The organism is Shewanella sp. ZOR0012 (genome assembly GCF_000798835.1).
GTDB lineage: Bacteria > Pseudomonadota > Gammaproteobacteria > Enterobacterales > Shewanellaceae > Shewanella > Shewanella xiamenensis.
Genome location: NZ_JTLE01000094.1, coordinates 4,606,943 through 4,620,422, shown reverse-complemented (window position 1 = coordinate 4,620,422; position 13,480 = coordinate 4,606,943). Strand labels below are relative to the sequence as shown.

Here is a 13,480-nt window from a genome sequence, read left to right as displayed (position 1 = left end):
AACCTTTTGCACCAAAACAAAAAAGCGCCCGAAGGCGCTTTTTTGAGTGGGTTCAAATTAAAATTAGAACTTAACAGTCACACCGCCGTAAATGGTACGGCCGATAGTGTCGTAAACTTCTGGAACAGTACCAGCATCACTACCGTTAGTAACGTATAGAGGCTTCTCATCAGTCAAGTTCTTCACACCTAAACTAACAGTGGTGTTATCAGTTACATGATAGGTACCAGAAATGTTGTGATACAGAATTGAATCAACACCTCTTGCAGCAACGAATGGATTGTCGTTTGCATCATAATCAGTGTAAACATCTGTCATCGATCTGATATAGCGGTTGAAGTACATTACGCTCCAATCATCTTGACCTGCAGAGATGCTGAAGTTGTTACGTACGCGAGCATAAGCTCCCATATTACCGTCGATTGTACCAGTATAGTTTTCACCATCCTGCTCGAACTTAATCAAGTAAGTCGTATCGTTACTTACTTTCCAATCTAATCCAAATAACTCGAAGTTATAGGCTAAGTTGAAGTCGATACCGCTAGTATCTTGTGAACCTACGTTAGTCAGTGCACTTGTTAAGTTGAACAAGTCACCATCCGCAGTAATATTGAATGTGCTGCACGCTTCTGCATCACCAGCATGACAGGCATCTAAGCCAACTTGCACGTCTGCACGAGCAATTGCATCAGTTACTTTGAAACGCCAGTAGTCAAGAGTAATTGACATACCATCAATATAGTTTGGTGAGTATACTAAACCAGCAGTGTAAGACTCTGATTCTTCAGGTTTCAAATCTGGATCTGATGTACGATTCACTAAAATTTGACCAGTTTGCTCACTCAGAGGTAACCAAGGATTAGTTAGATAATCAAACGAACCTGAGTTGCCGCCATATAGCTCAGCTACGCTTGGTGCACGGAAACCAGTCGCAGCTACAGTACGAACCATCAGCTCATCTGTCGCTGTGTAGGTTAAACCAATTTTCCAAGTAGTCGCTTTACCGAAGGTAGAGTAATCATCTAGACGAAGTGCAAATTCACCCGTTAGTTTTTCAGTAAATGGCACGCTTACTTCTTGGAAGATAGAAATAACATTGTAGTTGCCACTTGTAGGATCTTGCTGGGCAGCTGTACTGTCACCTGCAACCACAATTGCATCAGGATTGTAGAAACCACTTTCACGACGGTATTCAGCACCGATAGCGAAACCTACCGCACCTGCACTCAGGTCGAATAACTCACCGTTCAGACCAGCAGACAGTGTTTGTTGCTCATTACCACCCGTCTCTTGCTGGTCATAAGAAACATCCTTCATAGCATCAGTCAGAGGGGTACCTTCAAACCAAGCATATGGGTCAGCATAGATTGAATTAGCCATCAATGTTGCATTAATAGAATTTGCAACACCAGTTTTAGCTTCGTTTTTACCAAATGTGTAATCCACATTCCAGTTCATACCAGTATGTACGTCTAACGAACCCGCTAAACCTGCTGATAAACGCCAAGTATCAGTATCTTGACTGTAAACACGAGGACCGACATCGTTCATACGTCTGTTATATTGAACTTGTCCACGAGCATCCGCTTTAATCCCTGCATCAATCATACCTTGGTCAAGGGTAAGACAACCTGCAGTTGGATCTTGGACTCTTGGGTCACCACACACGTTTAACTTGATTTGGGCAGGTTGTGCCGCAAGTTGTTGGTTAGAACGGCGATTGGTATAGATAGCGTCGGCAGTCAGTACCACATCATTGCCTAACTCCTGCGTCATATTTGCAAATAAACTCCGACGTTCACTCGGTGTTTGGAAATAGACGTCATTTGAGTAGTCATAGGTCTCAGTTCTCTTAACCCAATTACCATTGGCATCGATAACTTTTTGATTTAATGCACCAGTTGGAATAATTGAACTAGTGTTATCCAGTGGATCATACCAATCACGATCACCCTGAATTACACCACGACGATCAGAGTAAGCTGCACCAAATGTATAGTTACCACCATCGGTGTTGAAGCCATACAGTGCGCTCACATCACCGTTTTCGCCGTCACCCTTGTCGGTGCCGCTACCGATGAAGTCTAATTGGAAACCTTCAAAATCTTTTTTGGTGATGATGTTCACTACACCAGCAATCGCATCAGAACCGTATACCGCTGAAGCACCGTCTTTCAGGATTTCAACGCGAGCGATCATCGCAACAGGGATAGAGTTTAAATCCACAGAACTGTCAGCACCTGAACCTGAGTTCACCATGCGACGACCGTTTAATAGTACGAGAGTACGTTGCGAGCCCATACCACGTAAGTCAACTTGGGCAACACCGTCAGCACCGTTGTTAGTGGTTGAACCTACCGCAGCACCTGCCATTGAGGTTTGTACTTGTAGCATTTGGTCTACAGAGGTAAAGCCTTCGGCTTTGATTGCAGCAGCATCAATAACGGTAACAGGAGAAGCTGTTTCCATATCTTGACGTTGAATACGTGAACCCGTGACTTCAATACGCTCGACTTTTGCAGTCTCTTCAGCTGCAAATGCGCTTGATACCACGAAGGTACCAGCAGCAATTGAGCTAACGACAGCTAAATTGATAGCCGACGCAACTTTGGTTCTTTTTATCATGAATGAATGCTCCCTAGATCTTACTATTATTTTTATGCTTACAGTATGTACAACTATTGCTGTACGACTGTTGCGCTTGATACTGAGGATTCACTTTCATTCAGTCAACGTTCATTTTTTTAACTTTAAAAATCAAAATGTTTAATTTATTTAGTTACTTTGTTTTTTATTTGTTTCAAAAAGATCGTGTGCACTTTCTTTTAGATTTATTCAGCATAAAACACCAATAAAACTGATTTCAGATAGACACAACAACTGTTAACAATGCAACATTTAAAAAACATCTAAACACTTCAAAAGTGTGATACATGTCACATTTTATCAAAGGTAAACCGTCTTGCGCACAGAATAATGTATCGATTAATTATGAGAAAATATGCATATTAGCAATCTTTGCAATACTAAGAATTGAGAAAACATAAGTAGTTTTGGTGAGTTAATGGATACAAAATGAATAAGGTGTGGTTTTTATGCAAACCCAGGGAATTTTAAACACAAATGCAACAATTAATTGTCAATTTATAAATTGAGAACTAATTTGCTATTGGGACAATCGTTAAGGGACAAAAATGTATTAAGATAACGAAAATACGAAGAAGATAGATGATATACAATCAAACAACACTCAATAACGCATCACTTAAATTACTTGCAGAGATTACGTAAAAAGCTAATAAAAACAATAAGGATTAAATTAAATCCAGGTTTCATCTATTTCTATTCAAAAAATATAAAAGCGACCTAAGTCGCTTTTATATTAAGCAATAGATAACACTATTTAGCGATCACTCTGGTTTTATCATTCCAAAGTGTAAATACGCTCTGGCCGTTGCGATCCTGCCACGGGGAGTGCGTTGGATAAAACCTTGTTGAATAAGGAAAGGTTCGAGCACATCTTCAATGGTTTCGCGCTCCTCACCAATTGCTGCCGCAAGGTTATCAAGGCCCACTGGGCCGCCCATAAACTTATCGATAATCGCGAGCAACAATTTGCGGTCCATATAATCGAAGCCTTCGCCATCGACATCGAGTAAATTGAGCGCCAGCTCAGCAACATGTTGAGTCACAGCCCCATCGTGTTGCACTTCCGCATAATCACGCACCCGCCGGAGTAATCGATTGGCAATCCTTGGTGTACCGCGCGAACGTTTGGCAATTTCGGTCGCGCCCTCACTATCAATGGCTAAGCCCATCACTTGGGCAGAACGGGTCACAATGGTGCTTAAATCTTTGACATTATAAAACTCAAGTCGCAATGGAATGCCAAAACGCGCCCTTAGCGGAGAGGTTAAGGCCCCCGCCCGCGTGGTCGCGCCGACTAAAGTAAAAGGTGGTAAATCGAGCTTAATGGAACGCGCTGCCGGTCCTTCACCTATCATGATATCCAGTTGATAGTCTTCCATCGCCGGATACAGGATCTCCTCAACCACTGGACTTAATCGATGGATTTCATCGATGAAAAGTACATCACCCGCTTCGAGGTTAGTCAGCAGCGCCGCTAAATCCCCTGCTTTTTCCAACACGGGACCCGAGGTCGATTTGATATTGACGCCCATTTCATTGGCGACAATCATCGCCAAGGTGGTTTTACCTAAACCTGGTGGGCCGTAGATCAACATATGATCTAAGGCTTCTTCGCGATTCTTCGCCGCTTGAATAAACACTTTTAATTGGGCACGCGTATCATCCTGCCCAGTATATTCATCGAGCAATTTAGGGCGCATGGCCCTGTCGATAACATCATCTTGACCTTGCAGCTGTGGCTGTATCAGTCTATCTGCTTCAATCATTTACCTATTCCTGTTACCGCATTGCATTCTTGACATGCGGCACTTGCTATTTTGCTGCAGTTGCAGCCTGCTTGGCTGCAAAAATCACGCACCGCAATAAACTGCCTCAATCAAAACCATGCATTAGAGCATCGATTTTAACGCGGCTTTAATCAAGGTCTCACTGTCCATGCCTTCTTTAAAGGCTGCTGAAACCGCTTTGCTCGCCTGCGGCGGTTTATAGCCGAGGGAGATCAACGCTGAAATAGCATCCTCTTCAGCACTGTTGACCATAGGTGCAGGTGAGTAATTAGACTGCAGCACAAACTCACGCTCGGAGCCTACGGATGCCTCCATCAAACTCTTCAATTTATCGCGCATCTCAACCAATAAACGTTCGGCAGTCTTTTTACCAACACCGGGTAATTTCACCAGCGTCACTATATCATCGCGCTCAACACAGCCCACAAATTCACTGGCCGTCATGCCAGAAAGAATGGTTAATGCGAGTTTTGGGCCAACACCGTTAGCCTTAATCAATAAGCGAAACAGTGAACGCTCTTGTTTGGTGATAAAACCATACAGCAGCTGGGCATCTTCACGCACCACAAAATGGGTATAAACCGTGGTCGGTTGATTGAGCTCTGGGAGCTCATAAAAGCTGGTCAGCGGCATTTGTAATTCGTAACCGACCCCATTCACATCAATCAACACCTCTGGCGCTTGTTTTTCAATTAATACGCCACGTAAACGACCTATCATCTGTACCGTCCATATGTTCTTGTTGTCGCTCGGCCGCTTAAGGCAACCAAACTTTGATTGGTGTGATAATGACATACTGCAACGCCAAGCGCATCCGCGGCGTCTGCCTGTGGTGCGGCTGGAAGCTTTAGCAATTGCTGGATCATATGTTGAACCTGCTCTTTCTTGGCACGTCCCGTCCCTACCACCGCATTTTTTATCTGTGTTGCGCTGTATTCTGCAACAGGTAAATTCGCCACGGTTGCTGCGACAATTGCTGCGCCACGGGCTTGACCCAATTTCAAGGCTGAGTCAGCATTTTTAGCCAAAAATACCCGTTCAATCGCAAACTCATCGGGTTGATATTGGCGAATAATTTCACTGATCCCATCAAAGATCTGCTTTAATCTTAACGGCAGATCATCACCCGAGGTACGAATGCAGCCACTGCCTAAATAAAGTTGCTGCCGCCCTTGGCATTGGATAACGCCGTAACCTGTGATCCGCGATCCTGGGTCTACACCTAAAATAATTGCCATTGTTTCCTTATGCGTGCGCCTTACGTAAATCGGTCGATTTGCGTCTTAACAGCGCCTCAACCAAATCATGACTGATTAAAGAACCACTCAAAACCTGCTCGCGTTCATTCAACCAAAGGAGACACGTTGTCTTTTACTCAGCATCTAGCTTGCAAACACTTGTACCTCCCCAAGTTGGCTTAACCCAAACTTTCCATAATCTCATCAGAAATTTCCGCATTATGATACACCTCTTGCACATCATCGTGCTCTTCAAGGGTATCGATAAGGCGCATAAACTTCTCGGCAGTCTCGGCATCTAACTCGGCTTTGGTCGAGGCTATCATCGCGATTTCGGCGTTATCACTGACAAATCCCGCCGCATCGAGGGCATCTTTCACCCCGTAAAACGCGGTTGGTTCAGTAAATACATCAATCGCGCCATCATCGTAACTCACCACATCTTCAGCGCCCGATTCGAGCGCCGCGTCCATTAGGGCATCTTCATCGGTGCCCGGCGCATAGGACAACACGCCGCGCTTAGTGAACAAATAGGCAACCGAACCATCGGTTCCTAAGTTACCGCCCGATTTGCTAAAGGCATTACGTACGCCGCTGACGGTACGGTTACGATTATCTGTCATGGTTTCCACCATCACCGCTGTGCCGCCTGGGCCGTAACCTTCGTAAATAATGGTTTCGAGCTGCTGACCTTCAAGCTCGCCAGCACCGCGCTTAATCGCGCGCTCAATGGTATCGCGGGTCATATTGCCACCCAGCGCCTTATCGATGGCGATACGTAAACGGGGGTTTGAATCGGGATCTGAGCCGCCTTCGCGGGCCGAAACCGTTAGTTCACGGATAAATTTGGTAAAGAGTTTACCGCGCTTGGCATCTTGCGCTGCTTTGCGGTGTTTAATGTTGGCCCACTTACTATGACCTGCCATGGGAGTTCTCCTCTACATGTAGCCATTGCACATCTTATCAATAGCCTAAGGTAACCTTGACGGTGCCTCGAATAAGGCGCCTTTACTCAATGTTCCTTTACGCAGTGAATGACGGCAAATTAAGTGACGTCGATAACGCAGATATTGATAAGAAATGAAATGACGGGGTAAAAATAGACCGAGGCTTGCGCCTCGGTACTCGATAATCGCTAAAGATTAGTCTTCAGTCTTCGCGGCTTTCACCACGGAAATACCTAGTTCAGCTAATTGTTGTGGATTAGCAAAACCTGGCGCATTGGTTAACGGGCACGCCGCTGTGGTGGTTTTCGGGAATGCCATCACATCACGGATTGAGCTTGCGCCCGTCATCAGCATGATGATGCGGTCTAAACCAAAGGCTAAACCTGCATGTGGTGGCGTACCGTAACGTAACGCTTCGAGTAAGAAGCCGAATTTCTCTTTCGCTTCTTCGTCGGTAATGCCAAGAATGCGGAATACCGCAGACTGCATCTCTTGGTTGTGGATACGTACCGAACCACCACCTAATTCACAGCCGTTTAATACCATGTCGTAGGCATCTGACACACGGTTAGCAGGATTGGCTTCTAGCTCTTGAGGTGTCACGCCGCGCGGAGCGGTAAATGGATGGTGAACCGCGTGGAAGCTGCCGTTGATCTTCTCAAACATCGGGAAGTCAACCACCCACAGTGGACGCCATTGACCTTCAAGCAGATTAAAGTCTTCACCGGCTTTAAGACGCAGTGCACCCATAGATTCGGCAACCACGGTCGCTTGGTCTGCACCAAACAGGATAATATCGCCAGTTTGTGCGCCAGTGCGGCTGATGATTTCGTTCACAATGCTCTCATTCAAGAACTTAAGCACAGGCGATTGAATGCCTTCTAGGCCTTGAGTCAGGTCGTTTAGCTTCATCCAAGCTAAGCCCTTGGCACCGTAGATACCCACGAACTTTGTGTAATCGTCGATTTGCTTACGAGACAGGCTTGCACCGCCAGGAATACGCAGCGCCGCAACACGGCCTTCTTCATCATTGGCTGGACCTGAGAATACCGCAAACTCTACTTCTTTGAGCAAGTCAGCCACGTCCACCAGCTCTAATGGGTTACGTAAATCGGGCTTGTCTGAACCAAAACGACGCATGGCTTCGTTGTAGGTCATGCGCGGGAATTCGCCTAGATCAACGTTCAGCATCTCAAGGAACAGACCACGCATCATCTCTTCGGTTTTCGCCATCACTTGCTCTGAGCTCATGAAAGACGTTTCGATATCGATTTGAGTAAATTCTGGCTGACGGTCAGCACGTAAGTCTTCATCACGGAAGCATTTTACGATTTGATAGTAACGGTCAAAACCTGACATCATCAGCAGCTGTTTAAATAGCTGTGGTGATTGTGGCAGTGCGAAGAATTGGCCCTTGTAAGTGCGGCTTGGCACTAAGTAATCGCGCGCGCCTTCTGGCGTTGCCTTAGTCAGGATCGGCGTTTCAATATCTAAGAAACCGTTTGAGTCGAGGAAACGACGCACAGCACTGGTCACTTTCGCGCGGAACATTAACCGCTGTGCCATTTCTGGGCGACGTAAATCTAAATAACGATATTTTAAACGCTGTTCTTCACTGTTGTTTTGATAGTTATCTAAGCTCAGCGGCAGTGGCTCAGAACTGTTGATAATAGTTAGTGCTTTACCCAACACTTCAATTTCGCCAGTTTTCATTTGTGCGTTAACTTGGCTATCAGGACGTGCACGAACCACGCCTTTTACCTGCACACAAAACTCAGCGCGCAGTGTGCTAGCCACATTGAACACTTCAGGTAAATCTGGATCGTAAACCACTTGGACCAGACCTTCTCTGTCTCTTAAATCTAAAAAGACTACACCACCCAAATCACGGCTACGATTAACCCAACCTACCAAGGTAACTTCTTGTCCAACGTGAGACTTATTGACGTCTCCACAATAATGACTGCGCATCTAACTCTATCCTTTATCCGGAAACCGGTGCTTTGGAAATAATCAAAACGAGATAAAAGCGGCATTATAGTCAAATAATGCCGATTACCAAAGTACTTCACTTTTAGGCGGTGAAGTATCAAACAGTTTTACGCCCTTGACTAGAGGCGAACGCACTATCTATGCATAAACGTACAAAAAAACATCAAGCCACGCGGTAGCAACGCCCACCCGCCGTTTTGGCTTGATACATTAATTGATCCGCTTTTTTTAATAATTCAATCGCCGTATCACCATCGCGGGGATAAATCACCACACCGATACTCACAGCAATTTCTACCTTTACGCCTTCAACAGTGAAGGGCGATGAAAGCGAGTGCAGAATATTATCAGCAACTTGGGTAGCGGCATCGAGATCTTGCACACGATTTAGCAGGATAACAAACTCATCGCCGCCAAATCGAGCCACAGTATCAGAATGGCGAACAGTTTGCGTCAGTAACCCCGCCACGTGTAAAAGCAAGCCATCACCTATTGAATGTCCATGCTGATCATTAACTTGTTTAAATCCATCTAAATCAATAAACAGCAGCGCAAAATAACTCTGATCGCGACGGTGGGCTAATAATGCCTGTGCTAATCTATCATCGAGTAAACCCCGATTAGGTAACTGAGTTAATACATCATGACTCGCAACGTGTTGCAAACGTTTTTCGGCGGCAATACGGCGAGTTATCTCACGATTTAAACGACGATTAACCGCTAACACCGCAATCATCACTACCGATAAGCTCAGTGCACCAAGCAATAAATAACGGATCCAACGCAAGTATTGGCCATCATCAGTAGCAATCGCAAAACTCACCCAGTGGGAATAAATTTGTTGCTGCTTTTGCTGATCTATCTGCGCTAATACTCGGTTGATTAATGGTGCCAATGGGGTAAATTGCGGGTTTATGCCAAAATGACTATGTTGATCGGCTAAATCGCTTAAGAGTGACATTTTAAGTAAAGGATACTGGCCCGTTTTTAACTCAGAGGCTAGCGTCACCACCTTATCAATAAACACATCGGCATTACCTTCATTTACCGCTAAAAGCCCTGAGTGCGTATCGGGTACCAACACGAGCTTCAGCGAAGGTTGTAGCATCATTAGTTGAGCGACAAGATGATAGCCTTCAACCACGGCCACTCTCTGACCTGCCAATTGTGCCAAATTAAAGACAGAGACTTGTTCAAGCTGCGATACTAGCCCCCATGGCGATGGCCAATAGGCATCACTAAAAACCACATGCTGTTGCCGCTCAGCGGTTTTAGCAATACTGCCCGCCAGTGCAATCTCTCCTGTCCGTAATGCGCCAAAAAGGGATTGCCAATCATCAAATGCCACGGGTTGGATCTTAAGATGCAATTGCTTGGCGAACATATTAACGATATCGCTATTAATCCCAGCAAATTGGCCTTGCTCATCGTTAAACTCCATCGGCGGCCACTGCTTAAGATAACCCAGTTTGAGTTCACCCAATTGTGAAAGATAGTTTTGTTCGCTGCTTGAGAGTTGGATACTGCGTAAGCCTGCCTGATTAAAAATACGGTCTTTAGGGTTAAGCATCCATTTTTGTTCAACATCAGCAAATTCCTGCATGCTAATGCTGTGAAATCCATTGCTGATCCGTTGAGTCAGTCCAGGATCATCGCTTCGAGTTAATACATAGATATCGGTAGGAAATTCCAGCTCAGGGTATTGATTAAAATCGGCCCATGCTTTGTTTTGCAGAAGATAATGGGTAGTCCATGCTCCCGCAGCAACAAACCCAACAATCTCCCCCGCTCTTGCACCGGCGACCATCGCATCCATACTGTCATAGTAACGCAATGACACATCCGGCAGTGCTTTGCGTAACTGGACTAAATATGGCGCCGTTGGCACAACACCAATACGTTTACCTTTTAAGCGATGTAAATCAGTTAATTGCTGTTGATACAAAAACAGTCGACTCTTTACCGTATACAAGTGCCACGCGCGAGTTAACCCCGTTTTCATGTCATCACTCTCTGGATAACCAATATGAGCATCGGCTAACCCTTGACGTACATCGTTAACACTGCCGTTCATATCGCCTGAGATAAAATCGACATCAATCCCCGTTTTAGCCGACCATAGTCGCCAAAGATCCACATAAAAACCATGGGGTAAACCATCAACACCTAAATCAACAAAAGGCTCAACCCCCAGTTGCATCGCGACTATCAGTCCCGCTTTTTGACCGTGATAACCCAACCAGCGACGCTCAGTTTGTTGGATAAATTTAGGGTCAAGAGCATTAAAGCCCGCCTTAATTTTATTCAGTAAGGCGGTATTGTACTTCATCACCGCAGGCACAAATTGCATCGCTTTAATGGGGATACGTATATTGAGAGGAAAATTTGCTGCGATCGTTTGGTTAGAGGAAGGATCGCGAAGATAACCGTCGAGCCCAGCAAACACCACTGTGTCACCCGCCGCCACACCTGCAAGTAGCTTTTCACGGCTTTCATAATATTTAAATACTAACGCAGGTTCGATACGGCGTAATTCCGCTTCATGGGAAGAACCGGACACAATTCCAATCTGGTAAGGCACCAATTCTTTAATGTTTTTTTTGCCCTGCAAGGATTTATGTAAATACAAATAGGTGCGAACATCAGCAATCGGATCGGCAAAATCAAATAGTTGTTCACGCTCCGGGGTTTTACCCATACCAATATGCACTTGGGCGTTTCCCTGTTGTAACTGTGCGAGGGATTCATTCCAGTGTCGCGCAACAAAAACAAGTGAGGTATCGGTACGTTTACTCCACTCCTTCCAAAGATCGACTAGTAACCCCGTGGCTTCGCCCTCGTTATCCACAAATTGATAGGGAAAGCTGTCTTCCCCCATCACCACGATAAGCGAATCAGTCGGTCCTTGACTGGCATTAACTGTGTTGTTCGAAAAAACACAACACAGGATCACAATAAGCTGGAACACTAACTTCAACTGGGGTCCCTAGTACCTGATGTACAATGTAAATACTTTGTTATTTATCGCATATTAGACAGAAATTTCTGGCAAATTACTAGCCCGAGACTTGCTGCTAGTCAACGGGATTCGTTAAAATGCGGGGTTGAATTTTCGAGACATTCCCAAATGAACGCTTCCCAAGATACTATCTACGCTCAAGCGAGCGAGCACATTAGCGATTTCCAGTTTGATAGCCGTGTTGCGGGTGTCTTTAGTGACATGATCCGCCGCTCAGTGCCTGGTTACACCCAAATTATCAATACTATCGGCGATTTTGCGGATCGTTTTGTTAAACCTAATACCCAGATTTACGACTTAGGATGCTCTTTAGGTGCTGCAACATTGAGCATTCGCCGCCAGATCCAAGGCCGTGACTGCCGAATTGTTGCCGTAGACAATAGTGAGTCTATGGTGACGCGCTGCCAAGAAAACCTCAATGCCTATGTCAGTGATACTGAGGTTGAGCTGATCTGCGGTGATATTCGCGATATTCACATCGAAAACGCCTCCTTAGTGGTGCTCAACTTTACGCTACAATTTTTACCTCCCGAGGACAGAGAGTCACTTATCGCCAAGATTTATCAAGGCTTAAATCCAGGAGGGATCTTAGTACTCTCGGAAAAAATCCGCTTTGATGATGCGCCAATTCAAAATGTACTTGAAGAACTGCATCTCGACTTTAAACGAGCCAATGGCTATAGCGAGCTCGAAATCAGTCAAAAACGTAGTGCGCTGGAAAATGTCATGAAACCAGATACCTTAAGTACGCATCAACAGCGCTTAACTCGCCAAGGGTTTAGTCACTTTAGTACATGGTTCCAATGTTTTAACTTTGCTTCTATGGTGGCCATCAAGTGATTAATTTTAGTTCCTTTTATCAGCAAATTGCCGACTCAAATTTACAACATTGGCTTGAAACCTTGCCAGCAATCCTCGGTAAATGGCAAAGAGAACACAAACACGGCAACCTCCCGAAATGGGAAAAAGTGCTTAATAAACTGCACTATCCAAGCCCAGATAAAGTCGATTTTGTTGATAGTGTCACGATAGGCACGGGTGAGCAGCTCACGCCAGGCGAAAAGGAAAAACTCGAGAATTTACTGCGGCTCTTTATGCCTTGGCGTAAAGGTCCATTCCATATTCACGGCATTCATATCGACACCGAATGGCGCAGCGATTGGAAATGGGATCGGGTTAAACCGCATATTTCACCCCTGCAAAACCGTACAGTACTCGATGTAGGTTGCGGTAGCGGCTATCACATGTGGCGTATGTTAGGGGCCGGCGCTAAGCGTGTCGTGGGTATCGACCCTTCCCCGCTGTTTTTATGCCAATTTGAAGCGGTTAAACGCTTGAGTGGTGAGAATCACCCTGTGCACCTGTTGCCACTTGGTATTGAAGAACTTCCGCCATTGGATGCCTTCGATACAGTATTCTCCATGGGCGTCTTGTATCACAGACGCTCACCCATTGATCACTTGTTGCAATTACGCGATCAGTTACGTATGGGGGGAGAATTAGTATTAGAGACGTTAGTGATTGATGGTGATGAAAACGCCGTACTCGTCCCGCAAGATAGGTATGGCAAAATGAATAACGTTTGGTTTATTCCATCCGTTGCGGCACTGATGCTCTGGCTTAAAAAATGTGATTTCACCGACATACGTTGTGTCGATACCGATGTCACCGCCCTTGCCGAGCAGCGCCGAACCGATTGGATGCCAAATGAATCACTGGTTGAATATCTTGATCCTAACGATATCACTAAGACTATCGAGGGTTACCCCGCACCGAAACGTGCAACGATTATTGCAGTGAAAAATCAGCCGAATCAAGATTTGAATTAAGGCATGATACACTCAGGCA

General features: G+C 45.3%; 9 protein-coding genes. 2 read left to right on the top strand and 7 right to left on the bottom strand.

All coding sequences use genetic code 11. The annotated features are described in order from the left end of the window. Positions 1–63: 63 nt before the first annotated feature. The 7 genes from L976_RS21895 to L976_RS21865 all read right to left on the bottom strand — a co-directional run bounded on the left by L976_RS21895 (position 64) and on the right by L976_RS21865 (position 11,590). Positions 64–2,625: a TonB-dependent receptor plug domain-containing protein gene (locus L976_RS21895; protein ID WP_047540007.1), complete on the bottom strand. Its 2,562-nt coding sequence runs from the start codon at positions 2,623–2,625 to the stop codon at positions 64–66. A 785-nt stretch (positions 2,626–3,410) separates the two neighbouring features. Beyond that, positions 3,411–4,415, bottom strand: a complete 1,005-nt coding sequence (gene ruvB, locus L976_RS21890; RefSeq protein WP_037418848.1) for a Holliday junction branch migration DNA helicase RuvB — start codon at positions 4,413–4,415, stop codon at positions 3,411–3,413. A gap of 123 nt (positions 4,416–4,538) precedes the next feature. Then, on the bottom strand, positions 4,539–5,156 hold the full coding sequence (gene ruvA, locus L976_RS21885) for a Holliday junction branch migration protein RuvA (RefSeq protein WP_037418847.1): 618 nt from the start codon (positions 5,154–5,156) through the stop codon (positions 4,539–4,541). Then, a complete protein-coding gene (gene ruvC / locus L976_RS21880; RefSeq protein WP_037418845.1) occupies positions 5,153–5,674 on the bottom strand; it encodes a crossover junction endodeoxyribonuclease RuvC in 522 nt (173 codons plus the stop codon). The genes ruvA and ruvC overlap by 4 nt, the downstream gene beginning before the upstream one ends. 179 nt (positions 5,675–5,853) lie before the next feature. Then, on the bottom strand, positions 5,854–6,600 hold the full coding sequence (locus tag L976_RS21875; RefSeq protein ID WP_047540003.1) for a YebC/PmpR family DNA-binding transcriptional regulator: 747 nt from the start codon (positions 6,598–6,600) through the stop codon (positions 5,854–5,856). Between the two features lie 216 nt (positions 6,601–6,816). After that, positions 6,817–8,592, bottom strand: a complete 1,776-nt coding sequence (aspS, locus tag L976_RS21870; RefSeq protein ID WP_047540001.1) for an aspartate--tRNA ligase — start codon at positions 8,590–8,592, stop codon at positions 6,817–6,819. Positions 8,593–8,776: 184 nt separating this feature from the next. Then, positions 8,777–11,590 carry a transporter substrate-binding domain-containing protein gene (locus L976_RS21865; RefSeq protein ID WP_047539999.1) on the bottom strand — a complete coding sequence of 938 codons (2,814 nt, stop codon included), beginning with the start codon at positions 11,588–11,590 and terminating at the stop codon, positions 8,777–8,779. Between the two features lie 150 nt (positions 11,591–11,740). On the opposite strand from L976_RS21865, the gene cmoA reads away from it, so the two are divergent. Both cmoA and cmoB read left to right on the top strand, forming a co-directional pair. Beyond that, on the top strand, positions 11,741–12,472 hold the full coding sequence (gene cmoA / locus L976_RS21860; RefSeq protein WP_047539997.1) for a carboxy-S-adenosyl-L-methionine synthase CmoA: 732 nt from the start codon (positions 11,741–11,743) through the stop codon (positions 12,470–12,472). Next, positions 12,469–13,461 carry a tRNA 5-methoxyuridine(34)/uridine 5-oxyacetic acid(34) synthase CmoB gene (cmoB, locus tag L976_RS21855; protein WP_047539995.1) on the top strand — a complete coding sequence of 331 codons (993 nt, stop codon included), beginning with the start codon at positions 12,469–12,471 and terminating at the stop codon, positions 13,459–13,461. Before cmoA ends, cmoB begins: the two co-directional genes overlap by 4 nt. Positions 13,462–13,480: the final 19 nt, after the last annotated feature.